Source organism: Natronobacterium texcoconense, from assembly GCF_900104065.1.
GTDB classification, from domain to species: domain Archaea; phylum Halobacteriota; class Halobacteria; order Halobacteriales; family Natrialbaceae; genus Natronobacterium; species Natronobacterium texcoconense.
Window position 1 is genome coordinate 24394 of the sequence record NZ_FNLC01000003.1, and the last position, 22544, is coordinate 46937.

A 22544-nucleotide genomic window follows, 5' to 3' on the forward strand; every position below is an offset into this window, starting at 1 on the left:
CTCACTCCACCCAGACCGTCTTTCGGTTGACGAACTCCGTGATCCCGTCCGCCGCGAGTTCGCGGCCGTAGCCCGACTCTTTGATCCCGCCGAACGGAACGCGGGGGTCCGACTTCACCAGCTGGTTGACGGAGACACAGCCCGCCTCGAGGTCGTGAGCCAGTCGACGGCCACGCTTGCGATCTGCGGTCCAGATGCTGGCCCCGAGCCCGAACCGGGTGTCGTTGGCTTTCTCGATCGCCTCGTACTCGTCGGCGACCTCGTAGACTGCTGCCACCGGGCCGAACGTCTCCTCAGCGTCGACCGGACAGCCCTCGGGAACGTCTGTGAGGATTGTCGGCGGATAGTACGCACCTTCCCGATCGAGCGGTTCGCCGCCGGTCACCGCGTGTGCACCCGCCTCGAGGCTCCGTTCGACCTGCTCGTGCAACTCCGTCAGAAACGCCTCGCTTGCCAGCGGACCGACGTCGGTCTCGGCATCCATGGGATCGCCGACAGTCAGGGACTCGACTTCGGCCACGAATCGATTCACAAACTCGTCGTGGACGTCCGTGTGGACGACAAATCGTTTGGCCGCGATACAGGACTGGCCGGCGTTTTGCATTCGTGCCTGCGTGCCGACTTCGGCGGCTGCTTCTACGTCAGCATCCTCGAGAACGACGAAGGGATCGCTGCCGCCTAACTCGAGTACGCTCGGTTTCAGTTGTTCGCCGGCGGTCGCGGCGACCGCCCGGCCCGCTGGACCACTGCCGGTGAGGGTGACACCCCGAACCCGGTCGTCCCCAAGAATGCCGTCGACGAGGTCGGCATCGATCAACAGTGTGCGGAAGGTGCCTTCCGGAAGGCCGGCCTGCCGGAATGCGTCCTCGATGGCCATCGCACAACCGGGGACGCTGGAAGCGTGTTTCAATAGGACGACGTTGCCGGCCGTGAGTGCTGGCACGGCAAAGCGGAATACCTGCCAAAACGGATAGTTCCACGGCATGACGGCCAGTAACGGACCGAACGGTTCGTAGACAGTCCGAGCGTCTACTCCAGGTGGACTCGGATGGCCCTCAGGTGTGAGATACGCACTCGCGTGTTCGGCGTAGTGCTCACAGACCCAGGCACACTTCTCAATCTCTGCGAGCGCCCCCGAGATCGGCTTCCCCATCTCGCGGGTGATCTGTTCTGCATACGTACGGTCGTTCTCACGTAGTTCCTCGGCCACTTCAGTAAGGAGACGTTCGCGCTCCCGGAGCGGTCGTATTCGCCACTCCTCGTAGGCCTCATTCGCGGCCTTTAGGGCGTTGTCGACGTCATCGGCCGTCTCTATTTCGTACGTTTCCACTCGTTCGCCAGTTGCAGGGTTGATAGCGTTCATCTATTCGGACATATCAGGCGAACGGTTGTGAGGACTCTCGCGAATATCCTCGGCACAACGTACTTACAGAATGGGCCCCCGGTCCAACGGGTCTTTTTAAATACAAACCGAATATATACGCGCCAACCTATTCTTAGGTGGGCCTAAAACAAGGGGGCAACGACGAACCAATCGACGATACTCGGCGATCGGGTTCGTTCACACAACATCATGCCTTACATCGAACTCACCATCACGATGCCGACGGACGCGTGGCTCGGTCGACTATCCCGCGAGTACCCCGACCTCCGGTTCCGAGTCCTCGCAGCGACCGTAACTGACGGGGTTGGTGCCGTCCGTCTCGAGATAATCGGTTCCAACGCGCAGGCAGTCTGTGACAAACTGGAGACACTCGAGTCGGTACCGACACATACTGTCCAGGAGTCGGCCCATCACCGTCGACGCGTCCAGCTCGAAACGACGACACCACACGTGTTGGGTGCAATCCAGTCAGCCGGGGTCCCGCTAAGTATGCCGTTCGAAATCAGTGATAGCCGGATGACCCTCGAGACGACGCTGCCACAGGACCAATTGTCGGACCTCGTCGATAGTTTTGATGCGTCCGATATCCAATATAGGCTCCACCGAATCCAGCCAGAGGCCGACTCCGATTCCCTGTTGACGGACAGACAGCGGTGGATCCTGCACGAAGCGATCGACCGGGGCTACTACGACACCCCGCGGCGCATTACATTAGTCGAACTCGCCGAAGAACTCGATATCGCGAAATCGACGTGCAGCGAAACCCTCCACCGCGTCGAAGAACGGGTGCTTAAGCAGTTCGTCACCGGCGACTGCGAACACCAGCCGGATATCTGTATTCGCGCCGATTGAACGAGTCTTCCTCCTCTCCGTAGGAGATGATCGCTTCGCGCGCCACAAAATCTAACTGAATTTCGGTGCTAGACTCATTGAGGCGGTCGAATTTAGGCATGGATACCTCGAATTCCACCGTCTCACTCCTTCAAACGCTACTCTGAACAACGCCATCACTACCCAAAACCAAAAATAAGGGTGAATCACCGTACCCCATAGATCCGTTGCTCAGAACCGTGCAGTTTCTGGATGGGCCCTGACGGATTCGAACCATCGACCACTCGGTGTCTCACGCGACCGCACTATCGTACGACCTCGTTATGAGCCGAGCGCTCTAACCAGACTGAGCTAAGGGCCCTTCACTCGGAGGAAAAAGGGGCCGGAAGTTAACGTTTACGAGGCTAAGTCCCCGTCCTCAAGGAGTCGCTCAAGAATCGAAAATCAGCGAGGAGTACGACGGAGTTATCGGCGTAGACTTCGGCATCAGGTGGGTGGCAACGTCGGTGGCGTTGCCGTCCCGTAACACCGAGTTCTACGGTAGAGAGATTCGCCGTATCCGCCGACACCATCACGACCTCCGCACTCGTCTGCAAGAGAAGGGGTGCTACGACACGCTCCAGTCGGTCAAGGCGAAGGAGTACCGCCGAGTGAACGACCGCCTCCACAAAATTTCTCGCGCTATCGTGGAAGAAGCCAAAGAGCGCAACGCGCTCATCGTGGTCGGGAACCTCGAAGGTATCCAGAATCAAGACCTCGGAGCGGAGATGAATCGTCGGCTCCACTCGATGCCACACCATACGCTCAAGAACTACATCGAGTATAAGGCGACGTTCGCGGGTATCGCGGTGAAGTCCGTGAACGAGTATATGACGAGCCAAACGTGTTGGCGGTGTGGGGAGCAGGAAACGACGACTCGGAACGGGAAGGGCCAACACCTGTGTCACGAGTGCGGATTGGACGACAACGCGGACAAGAACGGTGCGACGAACATCGCAAAGAAAGGACTGGGTAAGGACATCGTGTGCCCACTATCCAGTCTCGGCGCAGTCTGTGAACCTGCGCTCGAACCGAGCGGTGCTGACCGAGCCTCTGCAACAGTACGCTTGCGAGCCGACTTGGAAACCACTGCCTCAACAAAGCGAGCTGTCAGGCGAGCGAAGTAGGCTGAGGTAGTTCACCCCTTACTCTCCGCCTCGTACACTCGAGCACACAGCTCTCGAGCCCACCGGCGACGGGTCTATGTGGCAGGCGGCCGAACGAAGAGTGAATGCCGGATCGTCGTCGCCTCGAGCGGTTCCTTCGTTCGAAACTCCAGGAAGCAGGCGAGCAGTACGAACAGCTACGTGAGTCGACCGACGGCCAGCTCGAGGACGCACGCGAGGCCTACGAAGTGGCGAAAAACGCCCGCGGGTTGCCGTCGGACGAGGAGGGACGGGTCAGGATCGTCTGTCGGCGCTACGCCGAACAGCGGGCGGCGATGCTCGACGACCAGTACCGGCCGGCCTGTTACGAGGCGGGACACCCGGACTGTGAGGGGTGTGCGGAGGACGTCCACGAGGGTCGGATCGAGACCTGGTAACCGCAAAGCGAAGTTTTTTTCGAGATCAGTCGACTATCCCGAGTTCGGCTCGGCGCCGTTCTCTGGCCAGACTGCCCAGAGAAGGACAGCGGCGATCATCGCAACGGCGAGTACGATCGACTCGAGGACGGTCAGTTCGACGTGGAACCACGCCAGTACCGTCCGGAGTTCGACCACGATGGGGACGATGAAAGCCACGAGTATGAGCAACGCGGCTTTCGAGATTCGCAACTCCACTACCGGATCACCTCACCGACGGACGGAAGCGAGTCGACGAGGACCGTCTGGGCGGTCGAGATTGCCACGTCGATGGTCACGGGGAAGCCGCTGATCTCGTATCCGAAGAGGCCGCCACGTTCGACGATGCTCAGGATCGGGAACGTGTACGCGAAGATCACGAGCACGATCGCGATGGCCGTCCAGAGCTTCATGTTGTCCAGCACGAGCGGCGCGTCTTCGGGACCCGACAGCGTATCGGCGTAGCCGTTGGCAGGAACGCCGCCATTGCGACTTCCGAGGACGGTCGCGACCATGATCGTGAGGAACAGCGCGACCGAGAGACCCAGCAGGATGCCGCCGAGAACGACCTGTGCGTCGAGTTCGGCGACGGAGCCGACGCCAGCCTCGAAGGAGAATTCCTCGTACTGGGGTTCTGCGGTTCGGCGGGGAATACCCAGGAGTCCGCCGCGGTGCATCGCGTTGCTCATGAACGTCATCCCGACGAACCACAGCAGGACCTGGACGAGTGCAAGCGAGCGGTTCCAGAGTCGCTTGCCGGTAACCTGCGGAACGAACCAGTAGGCCGCGGCCATGAACGTCAGCGCGACGGCCGTCCCGACGGTCAGGTGGAAGTGACCGACGACCCAGAAGGTGTTGTGCACGAGGTAGTTGATGTTCATGCCGGCGTTGATCATCCCCGAGAAGCCGGCGGCGGCGAACATCAGGCCGGCCAGCGCCATCCCGGTGAAGACGGGGTCGCGCCACGGAAGTGCCTTGAGCCAGCCGAAGTAGCCCTCACCACCGCGCTGTCGGCCACCGTGTTCCATGCTGGCGACGACGGTAAACGCGGTCAGCAGGCTCGGCAGCAGGAGGAACATCGTGTTCGTCATCGCGATGAACTTGAACCCTTCAGAGATGCCCGGGTCCAGATACTGGTGGTGGATCCCGGTCGGCACCGAGAGAATCAGGAAGAGGACGAACACGACGCGGGCGAGCGGATCGCTGAACAGCTTGCCGCCGGAGAGCTTCGGCAGCATGATGTACCACATCATGTACGCCGGCATGAGCCAGAAGTAGACGACCGGGTGGCCGAAGAACCAGAACAGCGTCCGGGTCAGCGTCGGGTTGATCCCGTCGACGATGCCGAGCGTCCAGGGGAGGATGAAAAACAGGAGCGCTGCGGCGACGCCGAGGGTAGCGAGATACCACATGATCGTCGTCGTCACGACCATGAACGTCGGCAGCGGGATGCGTTCACCGGGGTTCTCGGACCGCCAGGCCCACCAGGTGCGCAGCCAGTCGAAGCCGGCAACCCACGTCCCGACGACGAACAGCACGAGACCCACGTAGAACAGCGGGTGAGCCTCGAGTGGCGCGTAGAACGTAAAGAGCACGGACGCGCTCATGTCGATGACGTCGGTGAAGCCGGCGAACATCGTGATCCCGGCCAGCAGCGTCCCGAGCGACATCAGGCCGTACCAGCCCCACGCGAAGCGCATGCTCTTCAGTTCGCGATCGAGGCTCGTCGTGACCGCCCACGTGAAAAGGCCCACGAGGAAAAAGATCGTGAACACGATCGCGAGCAAGACGCCGTGGATCGTGAGCACGGTGTAGTAGTCCGTCGAGTCGATAAACCGGACCACGTCGGCACGGTGGAGTACCTGGATCACGCCGAAGAGTGCGCCGATACCGAGCGCGATGAACGAACTCCAGAACGCGGCGTGGATCAGCTTCGCTTCACTCGGGAAGTCGTCGAGGTAGACGTTCTCGCTATTCATCGTCCTCACCTCCGTCGTCGCCGTCAGTCACAGTCACCTGGCCGCTCTCCTCGTAGTCGTCGACGGTGACCGTCCAGTCGTGGTCGCCCTCGCCGAGGTCGGCGGCGTCGACGGTGAACGTCACCGTCTCGCTGTCGGCGACGGTCACGTCTTCCTCGAACTGCTCGCCGCCGACGTCGGCGGTGACGGTCGTCTCGAGGTCCTCGAGCATGCCGTTCTCGACCGTGGCAGCGACCTCGATTTCCTCGCCGGAGGTGACCTCGCCGGGTGCATCGACGGAGAGTTCGGTCATGTCGAACTCGTCTTCGGGGACGACTTCGACGGTCCCCTCCATGTCGTGGTGGTACTGGCCACAGTACTCGTTGCAGACGACGCCGTATTCGCGGGGTTCGTCGAACTCGACGGTCATCGAGGAGACCTCGCCGGGGATGACCATCGTGTTGACGTTCGTCCCGACGAGGCTGAAGCTGTGAATGACGTCGGGACTCGTGACATAGAAGGTTACTTCACTGTTTTCGGGCACCTCGATCGTGTTCGGGTTGTAGGTCCAGGTCTGGGCGCGGACGTAGGCCTCGTACTCGTTCTCACCGACCTGGACGACGCCTGGATCGCCGAACTGTTCGTGATCGTTGATCTCGTTCGGGTCGAGGGTGTCCTCGCTGTCGTCGACCATCGCGATTCCGAGGCCGACGGAGCCGTAGGTGATCGTCGCGATGAAGCCGACGATCAGGACCATCGCCGCGACCAGCCAGAGTTTTTCGTAGGTGTGAATGTTCATGCGAGCCCCACCCCCGTTCCGATCCAGCCGACGACTGTCGGATCGTTACCGAGGAACTCGACGAAGTACATGAACAGCCACAGCAGTACCAGTATGAGGAAGTACAATGCAATCAACGCGAGCGTTCCCACCGGATCGTACTCGTCGTGGCCGATCTCACGAATTACGGGTTTATCATGACCGGCCTCACGAGTGGGTTGCTCGGACTCTCTTGACTCTGTCGCCGAACTCATACGGTCGAGTAGGGAACAGACAGGACTTACGAGCAGTTCTCGTTCTTATCGGTTGGGAACCAATCCACGTTTTAAGTATCCTCTATACCCAGGTACCGACATGGCGTTTGAAAGTCTCACACCGCGTCGAGCGCTCATCGTTGGCCTCCTGGCACTCCTTCCCGTATCGTGGTACGGGCTCGCAGGTTCGTTGAGCGCGGGCGTCGTCTCCGCGATAAACGTCCTGATTATCCTCACCTGTCTGTTCATCGCGTTCACCCCGGTCGAAGGCCATCACGCTCACGGATCGGACGGATCGTCGTCGTAACTTCACATGTTCGAACTCGAGGTACTCGCACACGCCCACGACCATGGAGCGACGGCGATGGCCGCCGAGAACGTCGACCTCGCGGTGTTCCTGCTCGTCGGCCTGCTTGCGGGCGCACACTGTCTGGGAATGTGTGGCCCACTCGTAACGACGTACGCCGATCGAATGAGCAAGGGAGCCGAATCGAAACGCAGGGGCGAGAACCGCCTCTCCCTGTTCGAGGTCCGCCAGCACGGACTGTTCAACCTCGGTCGTGCAGCGAGTTACGCGGCGATCGGCGGCCTGTTCGGTCTCCTCGGTGGCCTGGCGTTTACCTCGGTCGACGTCGTCTCGAGCAGCGGGAACGCTGTCAGGGGAGCGATGGGAATCCTCGTCGGAATCGCGATCATCGCGAGCGGACTGTACTACCTCCGTGGCCAGGCCGGTCTCCCACACGGACTTCCCGTCGTCGGCCCCCTCTTCCGCTGGCTCTCGGGACTGCTCGCGAGTCGGGTCGATCGACTCGCCGGTTCGCCAGGGATCGTCGGGCTGGGAGCGGTCCACGGGCTGCTCCCGTGTCCGATCATCTACCCGGCGTACATGTACGCCTTCGCGCTCGGCGATCCGATCCGCGGCGCGCTTTCGCTCGGGATCCTCGGACTCGGGACGATTCCGACGCTGTTTCTCTACGGAACGTTGCTGAACTCGATCGAAACGTCGACTCGAGTTCGGCTCCACCGGGCCCTCGGCCTCGGGTTCATCCTGCTCGGCTACATCCCCTTGCAACACGGCCTGATGCTGTACGGCATCCCCCTCCCGCATCCGCCGTTGCCGTTCTACCAGCCGCTGTAACGATCGTCCCGTCTCCCGACACATGACGGACCACCCCTCACTCCCCGACCCGGACGCCACCACCAATAGCGACGCGACCGTAGTGAACGACGACGAATCGGGCGCGTGCAGCCTCTGTTCGCTCCCAACGGCGGACAACCCCGTTACCGCTCCCGACGTCGACGGCACCTTCTGTTGTCAGGGGTGTCTCGAGGTCTCCCGAACGGTCGACGCTGTCGACGACGTCGACGCCGACGAGGTCCAGGGTCGACTCGACGAGTCCGACGCCACCGACCTCGACGATCTCGAGGGCGAGGACGCTTACCTCGCGGTCGAGGGGATGCACTGTTCGACCTGCGAGGCCTTTCTCGAGACGACGGCAGAATCCGAAGCCGGCGTCCTCGGCGCACAGGCAAGCTACGCGACCGAAACCGTGCGACTTGTGTACGATTCGGATCGGCTCGCGGAAGACGACCTGCCGGAGGTCGTCTCGGGATACGGCTACACCGCACGGGATCGTGCGACCGACGAGAGCGAGTCGAGCGGCGACCAGGCGCTCGTGAAGTTCCTGATCGGCGGCGGCCTGTTCGGGATGATGGTGATGGTATGGTATGCCGTCTTCCTCTATCCGACCTACTTCGGCTACGAACCGGTTGCCGACTTCGGGAGTTACGACGGCTACTACGTCTCGGTGAACATCTGGCTGATGACCTCGTTCGTCCTTTTCTACACGGGGTATCCGATCCTTCGGGGTGCATACGTCAGCCTGCGAGCGGGGATGCCGAACATGGACTTGCTCGTGACGACGGCCGCCGTCGGTGCCTACGCCTACAGCACGCTCGCGATGGTGCTCGGCCGGACCGACCTCTACTTCGACGTCAGCGTCGCCGTCGTTCTCGTCGTCACTGCTGGCACGTATTACGAAGAGCGGATCAAACGCCGCGCCACGAACCTCCTCTCGGACCTGACCGAACAGCAGGTCGACGAAGCGCGTCTCGAGGACGGCGAGACGGTTTCGCTCGAGATGGTCGAACCTGGGGATCGACTGCTCGTGCGGCCAGGAGAGCGGATCCCGCTGGACGGCGAACTGCTCGAGGGGGAAGCCGCCGTCGACGAGTCGCTGGTGACGGGCGAATCCCTGCCGGTCGAGAAGGAACCGGGCGACCCCGTCCGCGGCGGCACCGTCGTCACCGACACGCCGGTCGTGATCGAGGTCGGCGAGGACGCCGAGAGCACCCTCGATCGACTCGTCTCCTTGCTGTGGTCGATCCAGAGTTCCCGGCCGGGCGTCCAGCGACTCGCGGACAAACTGGCGACGATCTTCGTGCCGCTCGTACTCGTGCTGGCGACGGCTGCGACCGTGATTTTACTCGCGACTGGCTCCCCTCTCTCGACGGCCCTGCTCGTCGGACTGACAGTCGTGATCGTCTCCTGTCCCTGCGCGCTGGGGCTGGCGACGCCGCTTGCGATCGCCTCGGGCGTCCAGGCAGCCGCGAAACGCGGGATCGTCGTCGCCGCGGAGACGCTCTTCGAGGAAGCACCCGACGTGGACGTCGTCGTCCTCGACAAGACCGGGACGCTCACGACGGGGACGATGACCGTCACAGCGATTCACGCAGGGGGAGACGAGAACGCCCTGCTCCGGCGGGCCGGTGCCGTCGAACGACTCTCGGAGCACCCGATCGCAGCGGCGGTCGCGGACGCAGCCGTCGAGAGAAACGACGAGAACGCCGACCTCGAGACCAGCGTCGAAACGTTCGAACGCGACTCGCGCGGCGTCAGCGGCGTCGTCGACGGTGACCGCGTCGTCGTCGGCCACCCGGACTACCTCCGCGAGTCCGGACTGACGATTCCGGACGCGCTCGAGCCCCGGATCGACGACGCTCGAGCGGCCGGCGACGTCCCGGTCGTCGTCGGCTGGGACGGGCGGGCCCGCGGCGTGATCGTCGTGGGCGACTCCCCGCGCGAAGAGTGGAAATCGGCGGTCGACGCGCTGGCCGAGGACCGCGAGGTCGTCGTCCTCACGGGCGACGAAGGGGCTGCAGCAGATCGGTTCCGTGCCGTCGACGGCGTGAGCGAGGTCTTCGCCGGCGTTCCACCCGAAGCGAAGGCCGAGACGGTCAGACGACTCCGTGCTCGCGGCACCGTCGCGATGGTCGGCGACGGGAGCAACGACGCCCCTGCGCTCGCGGCGGCGGACGTCGGAATCGCGATGGGCAGCGGGACGAAACTCGCGACCGATGCGGCCGACGCCGTCATCGTCGGCGACGACCTCGAGTCAGTCACCGAGACGTTCGAGATCGCCGGTGGGACCAACAGCCGGATCCGACAGAACCTCGGCTGGGCCTTCTTCTACAACGCGGTCGCGATCCCACTCGCGATCACTGGACTGTTGAACCCGCTGTTCGCGGCACTCGCGATGGCGACGAGCAGCCTGCTGGTCGTGATCAACTCCGCACGATCGATCCGGTAACCAGTCCGCTACTCCTCTGGCCTCTCGTCGGCGGTGACGACCCGCTCGACGACCTTCCGTTCGCCGTCCTCGTAGACGTAGGTCTCGTCGTCGGCTTCGTCTCGGGTTCGGCGGTGACTGCCGTCACAGAACGGGAACGACTCGGAGAGGCCACACTGACAGACCGCGACGTCACCGTTCTCGTCGTCGATATCGGACGGGTCGAGTTTCCGCGGGCCACTCTCCTCGAGTTCGACGAGTCGCGTCATAGGGGGTCTCCGGCTGCCAGCGGCAAAATTCCCCCGTTCGGCTCGTGAGCGCGGAACGATATCGACAAGTTACTTGTTCGTCGTGCGCAAGGACAGATCGAAGACAATGAGTCCGTACGCCGAGGCGCCGACCGCGATCGCACTCGCCGTCGTCAAGACGCTCATACTGCTCGTCGGTAGCCTCATCACGTTCTTCGCGTTCAAGGCTTATCGTCGAACCCGACAGCGATCGCTCGGCTTGCTCGCGGTCGGCTTCGGGTTCGTCACCCTCGGGCTGGTACTCGCCGGAATGCTGTACGAACTGCTCGACGTCCCGCTGATGACCGGGATCTTCCTCGAGAGTCTCCTGATGCTCGCCGGCTTTCTCGTGATCGCGTACTCGCTGTACGTCAGTTGATCACGGCTCGAGGCGTTTGCTTTCGGACGCGACCGTCTCGACCCCAGGGCTGTAGAGGTATCGCGGTTCGCTCTCCGGCGTCGCGAACCCGTTGGCCCGAAAAACCTCGTCGGGTTCGATTTCGGCAGTCGCGTCGTACAGCGGCCACGGCTCGTGCTCGACGACGGCGTACCGGAGCTCGCCGCTCGGCGATTCCGTGTAGTACCGGTCTCGAGCCGTAAGGAAGAACTCGAGCGATCCCGCATCGGCGTGATACCGGTCGCCAGTCGGTCCGTACGTCGAATCGAACCGGAGGGGTCTCGCACCGGGATGACGACGGCGACTCTCGAACCTGACACGGTAACCGACGACCTCGAGCGCGATCCGCGCGTAGTAGTACGGCAAGTGATGGAACGCTCGAGCGCCGAGTACGGCCAGCACCCCCTGTGCATCGAGGCTGAAGAAGTAGACGCCCGGCCTACCCTCGTAGGTAACGTACGTCCGGAGGTTGAGTTCTGGCAGCGGTAGTCCCACGCCGGACGGAGCGCGTTTCGGCCGAACGTCGACGTTCGTGAACGGAACCACCGAGAGCCACGCCCGTCCGTCGTGGGTGTCGACCTCGAGGGCGTCGGGGAGACGTGCCTGCACGACGTCGGGGTCGACCGGCCAGTTGGCGAAGAGGACGTGCCGCCAGCCCATGTTGAGGGAACCAAGCATTTCAGTGGTGTTACAACTCGAGGGAAGGTTAGTGTGGTGGACAGTGGTATATCCAGACGTCCCGGACCCTGGACAGCTACGTCCGATACTCGCTACCTGAAAGCCGATCGCCGAAGAAACGATATTCGGGCGGCATCACTCGATATAGCTCTCGATTTCAGCAATGACAGTATCGACGAACTCCGCCGTGACCCGGCCCTGCCACGCAACGATATCTTCAGTTCTCGGAGAATGGACTGCCCATGGAGAGACGAACGATTCGCGAGGGACACCCCCCACTTCCCAGACGTCGGATGACAGTTCGATCGAGGGTTCGTACTGCTTGGTCGAGATTGCGACGGCGAGATGCTGTTCGCCGTCGAACGGGTGCGTCTCGTTGTTCACTACGAGCCATGGCCGCTGTTTCTCGGCACCGAGTTTGAACGGATCTGACTCCGCACGACGTCACCGCGCTCCGGTTGCATCGATCAGTTTCCCTCGTCGGATGCCCGCTCGCTCGGATGGAACGTGTCAGGAGCGGCTTCCTGCCACTCGTCCGGATCGATTCCGCCATCGGACTCGTCGAGCCGTTGGGTAGCAGTGTGAAGATCGTACGCGGCAGCTACTCGCTCAGTATCGTCAGTGATAGCCCAGTACTCTCCCTTATGACGGACGAGATTTCGCTCTTTCAGTCTCGAGAGAGCCGTCCCGACGGTGTTCGGATCCTCGTCGATCGCGGTGGCGATTTCGGATCTGGTAAATGCCTTGTCGCGCTGTCCGTACAGAAACGTGACTACCTGTTCGGGGACGCTCGGCCCCTGTGGCAACTCGCCGGATTCGAAATCGTCGATACTCACCGGCATGGTCCGTAATTAGCGTGCTGACGTAATCAGTGTAGTGGTGTACTTTCTGGATATAGAAATAGCTTCCAATCGCCAGATTCCTTGAGGAACATCTTTCTATACGAACGAGGCTTCGCTCATATCAGGTGTAGTGCATCCAAAACAGTGTCAGGGGACACTATCCGACGAGTGAATCAAAAGAAGCCTAGGCCGGGATTTGAACCCGGGCTCTCGTCCTTACCAAGGACGCGCTTTACCGCTAAGCTACCCAGGCACGCATTATACCGTTACCCGGAGCCATCTTTATGGCTTTCGATTCAACTCGGTTGTGCGTCGGTGTGTCGCGGTGCACTCGTGCGATCGTGGAGGTCACGGATCCGTCGCCGACGTCGCTCGATCGGTCGTGTGATCCTCGAGCGACTGCTCGGACGGCGAACGGTCGAATCCGGCGAGACAGTCCTCGGCGGCGGGAAACGACGTGCCGGCGGCGTCGGCGATCTCGTCGGCGGCTGCGAGCAGCCGTGGTGTCGGCGTTTCGCCGGCCGCGGCCGCACCGGTGCGGACGGCCAGTTCGAGGACGTCCCGTTCCAGGTTGGCGTCGATCTCTGTGGCTCGAGCGGACTGGTCGCTGCCCTCGCCGACGATCGTATCGCGTCTCGTCTGATCCCGGCCGAAGGCCCGGACGGTTCGGACCGCTTTCCCGGCCGCGTCGGTGCGTGCGAGCAGGTAGAACCCGCGTGCCACGAGGATGTCGGCTGCGAGGATCTCGAGGTCGGGTTCGACGTTTGCCTCGTCGTGGTCGTCGTCCCGCCAGGGTTCGTCATGGGCGAGCGTGCGTGTGAGTCGGAGCCCTTCGTAGATGAGCTGGACGCCTGCGGCGTGGGAGACCACGCCATCGACGTCGTCGGTTTCGCGGCGTTCGGCCGTCTTCCCGTCGGCGGAAACTGCGGGTGCGTCGCCCGTCGATTCCTCGAGTGAGGAGTTCACGTTCGCGCTGGTGCCGCCGGTAGTCTCCGGAGCGACGGCAGCGGCGCTCTCGAGGGTCAACACGGCGGGAACCATCGATGCCCGCTCGAGAACGGACTCGATCAGGTCGTACAACCGCGGTGGTTCAACGTCCGCGACGGCCTCGGAAGCGGCACGCCGACAGGTGTCGGCCTTCTCCATTGGCGGGCCCTTACGAGGGAGGAGGCAAAGACCTTTGGAAACGCCCGGTCGACTCCTGCCATGATCGAGGTCGAATCCGACACCGACCGATCGATACGTACCGTCACGCTCGCCCGTCCGGAGGCCAGAAACGCCCTGACGATCGATGCTCTCGAGGAACTCGAGGCGGCGATCGACGACGTCGAGGAACCCGTCGTCTACCTCCGTGGGGCAGGCCCGGCGTTCTGTGCGGGTGCCGACCTCGAGACAGTGAGCGACCTGGACGGAGACGAGGAGCGAGCCGAGGCGTTCGCCCGACTCGGCCAGCGAGTCGCCCGGACGATCGAGGACACGCCAGCCATCGTCGTTGCGGGAATCGACGGCGCAGCGCGAGGTGGCGGACTCGAACTCGCACTCGCCTGTGACGTCCGCGTCGGGACGCCCGACTCGACCTACGGCGAACCCGGCGTCAGTTTCGGTCTGTTCGGTGCCTGGGGTGGGACCGTCCGACTTCCCCGTATCGTCGGCGAGGGTGACGCGCTCGAACTGGCGCTCACCGGGCGGAGTATCGACGCCGAGACGGCGCTCCGGATGGGGCTGATCTCGCGGATCGAGTCGAACCCGCGGACGGTCGCGGAAGAGATTGCAGCCAACGCCGACGATACGCTGACCGTCCTGAAGCGACGGCTCCGGGACGACGCGGGCCGGACGACCCAGGAGGAACGCGAGGCGGAGGCGTTCGTCGACCTCGTCGCGGCTCACGCCGACGACGTCGACGCTCTCCTCGAGTGAACACGACGTGTGATGGATCCATCATATTTTTCTCGGTGTAAAGAGACGAGAAGACGATGCCCGATTCGACGTTTCTCCCCGGCGACCGCGTCGACCTCCGACCGATCGAGGAAGACGACCTCGAGTTCCTCCGGGACGCGATCAACGATCCACAGGTCTGGCGGCCGATCGGCGGTTCGCACCCGCTGAACCTCGAGCAGGAACGGGAGTTCTTCGAGAACGTCGTCTGTGGCGACGACGGCGTTCACTTGCTGATCACCGCCGACGACTCGCCCGTGGGGACGATCGGACTCCGCGAGATCGACTGGGAGTCCGGCACGGCCGAGGTCGGCTACTGGATCGAGCCCGACGAACACGGCCAGGGCTACGGCTCCGAAGCCGCGGAGCTGGTCGTCGGATACGCTTTCGACCAGCTCGGTCTCCATCGTATCAGAGCCCACGTCTTCGAGTTCAACGACGCCTCGCAGCGGCTCCTCGAGTCGATCGGTTTCACCAGGGAAGGCACCGAGCGAGAGTCGCAGTTCATCGACGGCGAATACTGGGATACCTACTGGTACGGACTGCTCGAGGACGAGTGGCGAGCGGACGAATCGTAGTCAGTCCAGCTGCTCTGGCGCCGGCGGAACCGTCCGCTTGTGTTCGCTGCGCTCGTACATGCCGCGGACCTTCTCGACCGTCTCCTCGTCGATGCCGAGTTCTCGAGCGGTTGCAGCGACCGACAGCGGGCCGTCGACGTGGGTCGCGAGGATCGAGTCGAGTGTCTCGTAGCTAACCCCCATCTCCTCCTCGTCGGTCTGGTCGGCCCACAGCTCCGCCGTGGCGGTCTTGGCTGCCAGTTCCTCGGGAACACCGACGTGGCGCGCGAGTTGGCGGACCTGTGCCTTGTAGAGGTTCCCGATCGGATGACAGTCGACCGCGCCGTCGCCGTACTTCGTGAAGTAACCGACCGCTGCCTCGCTGCGATTGCCGGTCCCCAGGACGAGTCGGTCCTCGTGGTTCGCGACGAGGTAGTTCAGGACGGCACGCACACGTGCTCGAGCATTGCCAACGGCAACGTGGTCGCCCTCGGCGTCAGGGTAGGCCTCGAGCAACGAGTCGACGATCGGTTCGATCTCGATGACGTCGTAGCTCATCTCGAGGTCCTGTGCGACTCGCTCGGCGTCGCTCATGTTGTCGTCGCCGCTGACACGGGCCGGGAGAACGAGCCCGTGGACGTTCTCGGCACCGAGTGCTTCGACGGCCAGATGAGCGGTGAGCGTGCTGTCGATGCCACCAGAGAGACCGAGAACGGCTCCGTCAGTGCCTGCGGCGTCGACTCGTTCCTGAATGAACGAGGTAATGTGGTCGTGTCGCCGATCCAGTTCCGCCTCCGAGAACCGAAGGTCGATCATTTAGTGACGTCTACACGTGGAACCGTCTAATATCCTGCCCTCGAGTTCGATCAATGGACGTATGGGCAGTTTTGACAGGAAAGCGGAGAACGAACGCTACGTTGAAGTGGAATCGGCGGGTAGAATGATGTACGCTCGAATGCGCCGCAGTGAGGCGAACAGGGTTCGTCGAACGACGGCGCACAAACGAACGTAGTGCGGCAGTGCGCCGGTGGTGAGCAAATCCGTCGGATTTGCGAGCCACGGGGCACGAGCGAACGAAGTGAGCGAAGTGCGCCGGTGGTCTAGTGGTAGGACATGAGCTTCCCAAGCTCATAGCCCGGGTTCAATTCCCGGCCGGCGCACTTCTGCCGCTCGCAAATTCGCGAGCGGCGAATGCGTAATCGAGGGAATTGAACCACGCGAGTCGCAGCATGCGAGCAAAGTGAGCGTGACCGTCTCGCCATCGGGTTCAGTTCCCAGTCGGTGCATGACTCGCCATTTCGAGGACAGTCAGTGAGAGTCAGCCGTGCTGTCGTCCAGTGGAAGACGGGAACAGGCACTCGAGTGCCGGGCGGGAATCGTGTCCCGATTCCCCGTACCACACGGGGTTCGATTGAAAAGCCTTAATACTATCACCGGGATACGTTGAGTTGCAAGCCCGGGTGGTGTAGTGGCCCATCATACAACCCTGTCACGGTTGTGACGCGGGTTCAAATCCCGCCTCGGGCGTCTTCTTCCGCGAACAATACCAGCGAGCACCGCGTAGCGTGTGCTTGCCACCCGTGAGCGGCAAAGACGGAAAAAGGGATTTGAACCAGGGAGCACGCAGCCGAGCGAAGCGAGGTCGTGCGACCGCGGTTCAAATCCCGCCTCGAGCGTCTTCTCGGATTTCTAATTCGCGAGCGGAGATGCTATCAACCGGTTTATTAGTACTGGTCGGGACGATCCTGAATATTTGTTACAGTAGTACGGTGGGGGCCAATAGAGTTAATGACGAGATATGACACAAGGTAGTATGGACCAACGAGAGGAATCTGATAACTCCCCTCTCCGGGAAATTTACGATACGCTCCGGGGACGGTACTTCTTCAAAATTACTGCCGCAATACTCGTTGTGACGGTTTTGCTCCTCGGTGCAGGATACGTGACGTTCGCGCAGGCACAGGCAAGCGTTCAAGACGATGCAGAAGAGACGCTGGTCAACGCCGCGGACCGAGAGGTGCAGGGGCTCGACCAGTTCGTTAGCGAACGAAACAACGACGTCGCTCGTCTTTCGGGAAGTGCAGAACTTCGAAACGAAGACGACGAGGAGATTCGGGAGGTACTGGAGGCGAACCTCGAGCAACTCCCGATGGAGGTCGAGGCGATCCATTATTACAACATGGAGACGAACCGCGTCGAGGTTAGCACCGAGAACAGTCTCGAGGGACAGACGGTCGACGAGGCTGATCGGTCGTGGGCTGTCGATCCCGACGATATCGGGAACGCGCTGGCGGTGCGATCGTTCGAACCGTACGAGACGGACGATGGGCCGCGGATCGGATTCGTGAGCCCGATTTCGGGCCAGACGAGTCACGCAGTCGTCGTTACTGTCGACCTCGCCGAACGGAGCGATCTGCTGACCTCGCCCGTCGACGGCGGCGTCATCGAAGTCGTCTCGACTGACGGGCAGGTGGTGCTGGCCGAAGAACCCGACGACATCCTCACCGAGTTCCAGTTACTCGACGAACTCCCACATCTCGAGGAAGACGGGGCGCTCGCCCATCTCGCGGAGGACGACGACGCGACGGGCGAAGTAGAGACGGTAGCTGGCACGCACGATCGTATCGACGACGATCAGGCGGTCGTCGCGACGATCCCGCTCGAGGAGACGTCGTGGACCGTCGCTGTCGTCGCTCCCCACGGAGCGGTGTTCGACACCGTCGGCGACGTCACCCAGAACATCCTGATTCTGATCGGGATCGCACTGCTTGGCTTCGTCGCCGTCGGTGCGGTCATTTCGCGAGACATCAGCACCTCCCTCGACGAGATGACCAGCTACGCAGAGGAGATCGAGAGTGGGAACCTCGAGGTGACGATCGATCAGTCCCGGCGGGACGAGTTCGGTCAACTGGCGGGCTTGTTTGCCCGCATTCGGGATACGATGAGCGAGCAGCTGGCGGAAGTCGAAACGCAGGCCAAGGAAGCCGAGCAGGAACGAAAGCGCGCTCAGGAAGCCAAAGACGAGGCTGAACAGGCTCAGGCAGAGGCACAGCAGGCCAAAGCCGAAGCCGAAGAGCTCAGCCAGCACCTCGAGCAGAAGGCCGAAGAGTACCGCGTTGCGATCGAAGCTGCGGCGGACGGTGATCTGACCCAGCGGCTGGATACGACCAGCGAGAGTCAGGCGATGGTCGATATTGGGAACGCGTTGAACGGGATGCTGGCCGACGTCGAGCAACTCGTCGTTCACATCCAGCGTGTCACTGCCGAACTCGACGAGGAGAGCGACGAGGTAACTGCCTCGACGGAGGAGATCGAAGCCTCGAGTGCGGAAGTCGCTGGCAGTGTCGAGGAGATTTCGGTCGGTGCGAAGCAACAGAGCGAGCAGCTTTCGACGGCGGCGACGGAGATGAGCGATCTTTCGGCGACCGTCGAGGAGATCGCGTCGTCGTCGGATGCAGTTGCGGAGCAGATGGCGCAGGCTTCGGAGTGGGGACAGGACGGCCAGCAGGCGGCGGCCGATACCATCGAGACGATGGACGAGATCGAATCGAAGGCGACCGATACCGTCGAGGAGATGGAGGCGCTTCAGGACGAGGTCGAACGGATCGGCGAGGTCGTCGATCTGATCGACGACATCGCGTCGGAGACGAATCTGCTCGCGATGAACGCCTCGATCGAGGCGGCGAACGCGGCCGACTCCGGTGACGGGTTCGCGGTCGTCGCCAACGAGGTCAAGTCGCTGGCCGAGGAAACGGCGGAGGCGACCCAGGAGGTCGAACGGCTCGTCGAGACGGTCGAAGAGTCGACGGAGTCCGTCGCAGCGGACGTCTTCGAGATGCAGTCCGGCGTCGAGAACGGGAGAGAAACCATCGACGAGACGGTCGACACTTTAGAGCGGATCGTCGACGCAGTCGAGGACGCCAACGCGAGCGTCCAGTCGATCAACGAAGCGACTGACGATCAGGCCGATTCCGCCCAGGAGGTTGCGTCGATGGTCGACGACGTCACGGAGGTCAGTGAGCGGACGGCGGACGAAGCCCAGAACGTGTCGGCTGCCGCCGAACAGCAGACGAGCGCGATCCAGGAAATCGCCGGCAACGCCGAGTCGCTTTCGGGGCGTGCCGAAGAGCTCCAGACGCTAGTCGGTCGGTTCAGCACGACGGAAGTCGACGACACCGACGAAGACAACGATCTCGTCGCGGTCGACGACTGATACGGATTGCTGTAACGATTTACCGGCGCAATCGCCGCTCGTGTCGCGGTTGCGCCGGAAATGACTTACAGTAAACCGTATGAACTGCACCCGACTTCGGTCACGATCTGTCATCCTGCAGGCGATTCGAACTCACTCGAGAACAAAACCCTTAATACTGTCACCGGGAAACGATGGGATGCGAGCCCGGGTGGTGTAGTGGCCCATCATACAACCCTGTCACGGTTGTGACGCGGGTTCAAATCCCGCCTCGGGCGCTTCTTCGATTACTAATCCGTGAGCGACCGGCGTGGCCGTGTCGCGAACACTCTGAATCGAAGAGCGACAGGACCGGGATTTGAACCCTGGAAGACGCAGCGGTCGAGTGGGACGAGACCGATCGTCTTCCTTCGGTTCAAATCCCGCCTCGGGCGTCTTCTTCCGCGGACAATACCAGCGAGCACCGCGTCGCGTGTGCTCGCTACCCCTGAGCGGCAAATCCGGCCTCGAGCGGATTTCTGCCGCAATCCGGTTCCCAAAACGAACTTTCGAGCGGTCAGGGTGCTGTAGCGCGACCGCTCGAGTAGCCGCGGTATTGATCGATGATCGACTGTCGTCTCGTGAGGGACTGTAGCCCTCTCGAGTGGGATCGAAACGGGTTGACTTCGGCCACGGGATGTAATCTCACTCGCGGTAACGAGTATCATTCTCAAATATAGGAATAAAGATAATTGATACAGAAACACATTCACGGGAGCCATCAAGCTTAATGAATTCATCTGATATTAGCAATTTATGGGAACGAGAGACGACGGGGTTGATGGGGCGTCCAGTCGGAGCGTGTACGACAGGCTCCGGGGACGATACTTCTTCAAGATCGCCGCAGCAATTCTCGTACTGACGGTCGTACTGATCGGTGCCGGGTACGTCACGTTCGCCGAAGTGCAAGCGAGCGTCGAGAACGACGCCGAGGAGACGCTGCTGAACGCGGCCGACCGCGAAGCGGAGGGGATCGATGACTTCGTTCGGGAGCGCAACGACGACGCTGCCCGTATCTCGGGGAGCGTCAGTTCGACGGATACTCACGAAGACGAGATCCGTAGCGAGTTACTGCAGAACCTCGAGATGTTACCAGGCGAAGTCGAGTCGATCCACTACTACGATCTCGAGTCGGATACGATCGAGGTGAGCACGCACGTTACGAACGAGGGTGAGCGGTTCGACGAGTCGGATCGGCCGTGGGCGGTCGATCCAGATGCGTTCGACGGCATACACGATGTGCGGTCGTTCGAACCGTACGATGCCGGGGGTGGCGTCCGGATGGGGTTCGTCAGTCCGGTCGTGGGCGAGTCTGATCACGCGATCGTCGTCACGGTCGATCTCGCCCAGCGTAGCGACGTGTTGACCGCACCCGTCGACGGTGGCCTCATGGAAGTCGTCTCGACGGAGACGGGACAGGTGACCCTCGGCGAGGAGACGGACGCAATCCTCGAGGAGTACCACCTGCTCGACGACCTCGAACATCTCGAGAACGGTGCGGATCTCGAGCCACGAACCGACGGAATCGAACTCACGGGTGCTGCCGACGAGGATACTGACGCGGACGTGGTTCACGACCGAATCGAGGACGATCGGGCGGTCGTCGCGACCGTGCCGATCGACGAGAAGCCGTGGGCTGTGACCGTCGTCGCGCCCCACGGGACGGTGTTCGACACCGTTGGCGACGTCACCAGAAGCATCGTGGCACTGATCGGGATCGCGGTCGTCGGCTTCGTCGCCGTCGGCGCGGTCATCTCTCGCGACGTCAATAGTTCCCTCGAGGAGATGACGGGCTACGCCGAGGAGATCGAAGCCGGCAACCTCGAGGTGACGATCGATCAGTCGCGACAGGACGAGTTCGGCCAGCTCGCGTCGCTGTTCGCCCGCATCCGGGATACCTTGCAGGAACGGCTGGCCGAGGTCGAGCGACAGGCCGAAGAAGCCGAGCAGGAACGCGAACGCGCCCAGGAAGCCAAAGACGAGGCTGAACAGGCTCAGGCGGAAGCACAGCAGGCCAAGGCGGAGGCAGAAGAGCTCAGCCAGCACCTAGAGGAGAAAGCCGAGGAGTACAGCGAGACGATCGAGGCTGCGGCGGACGGTGACCTAACTCGGCGGCTCGATACGACCAGCCGAAGTCAGGCGATGACCGACATCGGCACGGCAGTGAACGCGATGCTGGCCGACGTCGAACAGCTCGTCGTTCGCATCCAGCGCGTGGCTGGTCAGGTCGACGAGCAAAGCGACGACGTGACTGCCTCGACGGAGGAAATCGAAGTCTCGAGCGCCGAGGTCGCCGAGAGTGTCGAGGAGATTTCGGCTGGTGCGGAGCGCCAGAGCGAGCAACTCGCGACTGCGGCGAGCGAGATGAGCGATCTCTCGGCGACAGTCGAGGAGATCGCGTCCTCGTCCGATACGGTCGCCGATCAGGTGGCACAGGCGGCTGACTGGGGTCAGGATGGACAGGAGACGGCTGCCGAGGCGATCGAGACGATGGACGATATCGAGGACGAGGCCGCCGACACCGTCGACGAAGTGGAGTCCCTCCGGAACGAGGTCGAGCGCATCGGCGAGATCGTCGACCTGATCGACGACATTGCCGCGGAGACGAACCTCCTTGCCCTGAACGCCTCGATCGAAGCCGCGGCTGCCGGAGAGGAAGGAGACGGGTTCGCAGTCGTCGCCGACGAGGTCAAGACCCTGGCAGAGGAGACCGCGGAAGCGACCCAGGAAGTCGAGCGGCTCGTCGAGACGGTCGAAACGTCCACCGAGTCGGTCGCCGACGACGTCTTCGCGATGCAGGCTGGCATCGAGGACGGTCGGGAGACGATCGACGAGACGGTCGATACTTTAGGGCGGATCGTCGACGCGGTCGAGGACGCCAACGCCAGCGTCCAGTCGATCAACGAGGCCACGGACGACCAGGCGGAGTCGACCCAGGAAGTTGCGTCGATGGTCGACGACGTGACGGCGGTCAGCGAGCGAACAGCCGACGAAGCAGGGAGCGTCTCGGCTGCGGCCGAAGAACAGACCAGCGCGATCAAGGGTATCGCCGACAGCGCCGAGTCGCTGTCGGGTCGTGCCGACGAACTGCGGACGCTCGTCGGCCGCTTCGAGACCGCCGAAGCCGACGACCCTATCGAGAACGACGAGCCGACCGAACTCGTAGCGAGCAACGACTGATACGGATTGCTGTAACGATGTACCGGCACAACCGCGACCCGGAGGCGGTTGCGCCGAAATGAC

The 22544-nt window shown here is 62.3% G+C and carries 21 protein-coding genes and 5 tRNA genes; 14 read left to right on the forward strand and 12 right to left on the reverse strand.

The features are described from left to right. Position 1: 1 nt before the first annotated feature. Positions 2-1363, reverse strand: a complete 1362-nt coding sequence (locus BLR35_RS13700) for an NAD-dependent succinate-semialdehyde dehydrogenase (RefSeq protein ID WP_090383062.1) — start codon at positions 1361-1363, stop codon at positions 2-4. 210 nt (positions 1364-1573) lie between these two features. Between BLR35_RS13700 and BLR35_RS13705 the strand changes: the two genes are divergently transcribed. Continuing rightward, a complete protein-coding gene (locus tag BLR35_RS13705) occupies positions 1574-2236 on the forward strand; it encodes a helix-turn-helix domain-containing protein (protein WP_090383064.1) in 663 nt (220 codons plus the stop codon). Between the two features lie 232 nt (positions 2237-2468). Here the strand turns inward: BLR35_RS13705 and BLR35_RS13710 are convergent. Beyond that, a tRNA-Ile gene (locus tag BLR35_RS13710) sits at positions 2469-2576 on the reverse strand. 82 nt (positions 2577-2658) lie between these two features. On the opposite strand from BLR35_RS13710, the gene BLR35_RS13715 reads away from it, so the two are divergent. Continuing rightward, positions 2659-3381 carry an RNA-guided endonuclease InsQ/TnpB family protein gene (locus BLR35_RS13715; protein WP_280139371.1) on the forward strand — a complete coding sequence of 241 codons (723 nt, stop codon included), beginning with the start codon at positions 2659-2661 and terminating at the stop codon, positions 3379-3381. A 104-nt stretch (positions 3382-3485) separates the two neighbouring features. Next, positions 3486-3797 (forward strand): DUF7091 family protein, encoded by a 312-nt coding sequence (locus BLR35_RS13720; protein ID WP_090383066.1) that lies wholly within the window; start codon positions 3486-3488, stop codon positions 3795-3797. Between the two features lie 33 nt (positions 3798-3830). Here BLR35_RS13720 and BLR35_RS13725 read toward each other — a convergent pair whose 3' ends face one another. The 4 genes from BLR35_RS13725 to BLR35_RS13740 are packed head-to-tail and all read right to left on the reverse strand — an operon-like array spanning position 3831 to position 6805. Beyond that, positions 3831-4028, reverse strand: a complete 198-nt coding sequence (locus BLR35_RS13725; protein ID WP_090384113.1) for a CbaC protein — start codon at positions 4026-4028, stop codon at positions 3831-3833. Positions 4029-4033: 5 nt separating this feature from the next. Next, positions 4034-5794, reverse strand: a complete 1761-nt coding sequence (locus BLR35_RS13730; protein WP_090383069.1) for a b(o/a)3-type cytochrome-c oxidase subunit 1 — start codon at positions 5792-5794, stop codon at positions 4034-4036. After that, entirely contained in the window at positions 5787-6572 is a 786-nt protein-coding gene (locus tag BLR35_RS13735; protein ID WP_090383071.1) for a cytochrome c oxidase subunit II, read from the reverse strand. The genes BLR35_RS13730 and BLR35_RS13735 overlap by 8 nt, the downstream gene beginning before the upstream one ends. Continuing rightward, positions 6569-6805, reverse strand: a complete 237-nt coding sequence (locus BLR35_RS13740; protein ID WP_090383074.1) for a hypothetical protein — start codon at positions 6803-6805, stop codon at positions 6569-6571. Before BLR35_RS13740 ends, BLR35_RS13735 begins: the two co-directional genes overlap by 4 nt. Before the next feature lie 100 nt (positions 6806-6905). On the opposite strand from BLR35_RS13740, the gene BLR35_RS13745 reads away from it, so the two are divergent. The 3 genes from BLR35_RS13745 to BLR35_RS13755 are packed head-to-tail and all read left to right on the forward strand — an operon-like array spanning position 6906 to position 10395. Then, positions 6906-7112: a DUF8131 family protein gene (locus tag BLR35_RS13745; RefSeq protein ID WP_090383076.1), complete on the forward strand. Its 207-nt coding sequence runs from the start codon at positions 6906-6908 to the stop codon at positions 7110-7112. Between the two features lie 6 nt (positions 7113-7118). Continuing rightward, positions 7119-7943 (forward strand): sulfite exporter TauE/SafE family protein, encoded by an 825-nt coding sequence (locus BLR35_RS13750; RefSeq protein ID WP_090383079.1) that lies wholly within the window; start codon positions 7119-7121, stop codon positions 7941-7943. 22 nt (positions 7944-7965) lie between these two features. Further along, on the forward strand, positions 7966-10395 hold the full coding sequence (locus BLR35_RS13755; protein WP_090383081.1) for a heavy metal translocating P-type ATPase: 2430 nt from the start codon (positions 7966-7968) through the stop codon (positions 10393-10395). Positions 10396-10403: 8 nt separating this feature from the next. On the opposite strand, the gene BLR35_RS13760 is transcribed toward BLR35_RS13755, so the two are convergent. After that, positions 10404-10643, reverse strand: a complete 240-nt coding sequence (locus BLR35_RS13760; RefSeq protein WP_090383084.1) for a CDGSH iron-sulfur domain-containing protein — start codon at positions 10641-10643, stop codon at positions 10404-10406. Positions 10644-10749: 106 nt separating this feature from the next. Between BLR35_RS13760 and BLR35_RS13765 the strand changes: the two genes are divergently transcribed. Continuing rightward, positions 10750-11040, forward strand: coding sequence for a DUF7521 family protein (locus BLR35_RS13765; RefSeq protein WP_090383086.1), 291 nt, complete (start codon positions 10750-10752; stop codon positions 11038-11040). On the opposite strand, the gene BLR35_RS13770 is transcribed toward BLR35_RS13765, so the two are convergent. From BLR35_RS13770 to BLR35_RS13790, 4 genes are all read right to left on the reverse strand, one after another. Then, positions 11041-11736 carry a YqjF family protein gene (locus tag BLR35_RS13770; protein ID WP_170831036.1) on the reverse strand — a complete coding sequence of 232 codons (696 nt, stop codon included), beginning with the start codon at positions 11734-11736 and terminating at the stop codon, positions 11041-11043. Positions 11737-12203: 467 nt separating this feature from the next. Continuing rightward, entirely contained in the window at positions 12204-12578 is a 375-nt protein-coding gene (locus BLR35_RS13780; RefSeq protein WP_090383089.1) for a hypothetical protein, read from the reverse strand. Between the two features lie 181 nt (positions 12579-12759). Next, a tRNA-Thr gene (locus BLR35_RS13785) sits at positions 12760-12831 on the reverse strand. Between the two features lie 95 nt (positions 12832-12926). Continuing rightward, the gene (locus tag BLR35_RS13790) at positions 12927-13724 is read right to left on the reverse strand and encodes a DUF7114 family protein (RefSeq protein WP_090383091.1); all 798 of its coding nucleotides are present in this window, start codon (positions 13722-13724) and stop codon (positions 12927-12929) included. Positions 13725-13784: 60 nt separating this feature from the next. Between BLR35_RS13790 and BLR35_RS13795 the strand changes: the two genes are divergently transcribed. Next, positions 13785-14495: an enoyl-CoA hydratase/isomerase family protein gene (locus BLR35_RS13795; RefSeq protein ID WP_090383094.1), complete on the forward strand. Its 711-nt coding sequence runs from the start codon at positions 13785-13787 to the stop codon at positions 14493-14495. A 56-nt stretch (positions 14496-14551) separates the two neighbouring features. Next, positions 14552-15091, forward strand: a complete 540-nt coding sequence (locus BLR35_RS13800; protein WP_090383096.1) for a GNAT family N-acetyltransferase — start codon at positions 14552-14554, stop codon at positions 15089-15091. On the opposite strand, the gene BLR35_RS13805 is transcribed toward BLR35_RS13800, so the two are convergent. Next, positions 15092-15886, reverse strand: coding sequence for an NAD+ synthase (locus BLR35_RS13805; RefSeq protein WP_090383098.1), 795 nt, complete (start codon positions 15884-15886; stop codon positions 15092-15094). A gap of 273 nt (positions 15887-16159) precedes the next feature. Here BLR35_RS13805 and BLR35_RS13810 point away from each other — a divergent pair. From BLR35_RS13810 to BLR35_RS13830, 5 genes are all read left to right on the forward strand, one after another. After that, positions 16160-16230 (forward strand) — tRNA-Gly (locus BLR35_RS13810). A 294-nt stretch (positions 16231-16524) separates the two neighbouring features. Then, a tRNA-Asp gene (locus BLR35_RS13815) sits at positions 16525-16597 on the forward strand. A gap of 286 nt (positions 16598-16883) precedes the next feature. Then, on the forward strand, positions 16884-19283 hold the full coding sequence (locus tag BLR35_RS13820; protein ID WP_090383101.1) for a methyl-accepting chemotaxis protein: 2400 nt from the start codon (positions 16884-16886) through the stop codon (positions 19281-19283). A 184-nt stretch (positions 19284-19467) separates the two neighbouring features. Further along, positions 19468-19540 (forward strand) — tRNA-Asp (locus BLR35_RS13825). A 517-nt stretch (positions 19541-20057) separates the two neighbouring features. Continuing rightward, positions 20058-22481, forward strand: coding sequence for a methyl-accepting chemotaxis protein (locus BLR35_RS13830; RefSeq protein WP_090383103.1), 2424 nt, complete (start codon positions 20058-20060; stop codon positions 22479-22481). Positions 22482-22544: the final 63 nt, after the last annotated feature.

What these genes read in the sequence shown, in the direction of transcription:
- BLR35_RS13750 (WP_090383079.1), top strand. Translation starts at nt 7,119, where the DNA reads ATGTTCGAACTCGAGGTACTCGCACACGCCCACGACCATGGAGCGACG.
- BLR35_RS13735 (WP_090383071.1), bottom strand. Translation starts at nt 6,572, where the DNA reads ATGAACATTCACACCTACGAAAAACTCTGGCTGGTCGCGGCGATGGTC.
- BLR35_RS13705 (WP_090383064.1), top strand. Translation starts at nt 1,574, where the DNA reads ATGCCTTACATCGAACTCACCATCACGATGCCGACGGACGCGTGGCTC.
- BLR35_RS13720 (WP_090383066.1), top strand. Translation starts at nt 3,486, where the DNA reads ATGCCGGATCGTCGTCGCCTCGAGCGGTTCCTTCGTTCGAAACTCCAG.
- BLR35_RS13730 (WP_090383069.1), bottom strand. Translation starts at nt 5,794, where the DNA reads ATGAATAGCGAGAACGTCTACCTCGACGACTTCCCGAGTGAAGCGAAG.
- BLR35_RS13790 (WP_090383091.1), bottom strand. Translation starts at nt 13,724, where the DNA reads ATGGAGAAGGCCGACACCTGTCGGCGTGCCGCTTCCGAGGCCGTCGCG.
- BLR35_RS13780 (WP_090383089.1), bottom strand. Translation starts at nt 12,578, where the DNA reads ATGCCGGTGAGTATCGACGATTTCGAATCCGGCGAGTTGCCACAGGGG.
- BLR35_RS13740 (WP_090383074.1), bottom strand. Translation starts at nt 6,805, where the DNA reads ATGAGTTCGGCGACAGAGTCAAGAGAGTCCGAGCAACCCACTCGTGAG.
- BLR35_RS13755 (WP_090383081.1), top strand. Translation starts at nt 7,966, where the DNA reads ATGACGGACCACCCCTCACTCCCCGACCCGGACGCCACCACCAATAGC.
- BLR35_RS13700 (WP_090383062.1), bottom strand. Translation starts at nt 1,363, where the DNA reads ATGAACGCTATCAACCCTGCAACTGGCGAACGAGTGGAAACGTACGAA.
- BLR35_RS13770 (WP_170831036.1), bottom strand. Translation starts at nt 11,736, where the DNA reads ATGCTTGGTTCCCTCAACATGGGCTGGCGGCACGTCCTCTTCGCCAAC.
- BLR35_RS13745 (WP_090383076.1), top strand. Translation starts at nt 6,906, where the DNA reads ATGGCGTTTGAAAGTCTCACACCGCGTCGAGCGCTCATCGTTGGCCTC.
- BLR35_RS13795 (WP_090383094.1), top strand. Translation starts at nt 13,785, where the DNA reads ATGATCGAGGTCGAATCCGACACCGACCGATCGATACGTACCGTCACG.
- BLR35_RS13765 (WP_090383086.1), top strand. Translation starts at nt 10,750, where the DNA reads ATGAGTCCGTACGCCGAGGCGCCGACCGCGATCGCACTCGCCGTCGTC.
- BLR35_RS13820 (WP_090383101.1), top strand. Translation starts at nt 16,884, where the DNA reads ATGGACCAACGAGAGGAATCTGATAACTCCCCTCTCCGGGAAATTTAC.
- BLR35_RS13805 (WP_090383098.1), bottom strand. Translation starts at nt 15,886, where the DNA reads ATGATCGACCTTCGGTTCTCGGAGGCGGAACTGGATCGGCGACACGAC.
- BLR35_RS13800 (WP_090383096.1), top strand. Translation starts at nt 14,552, where the DNA reads ATGCCCGATTCGACGTTTCTCCCCGGCGACCGCGTCGACCTCCGACCG.
- BLR35_RS13760 (WP_090383084.1), bottom strand. Translation starts at nt 10,643, where the DNA reads ATGACGCGACTCGTCGAACTCGAGGAGAGTGGCCCGCGGAAACTCGAC.
- BLR35_RS13830 (WP_090383103.1), top strand. Translation starts at nt 20,058, where the DNA reads ATGGGAACGAGAGACGACGGGGTTGATGGGGCGTCCAGTCGGAGCGTG.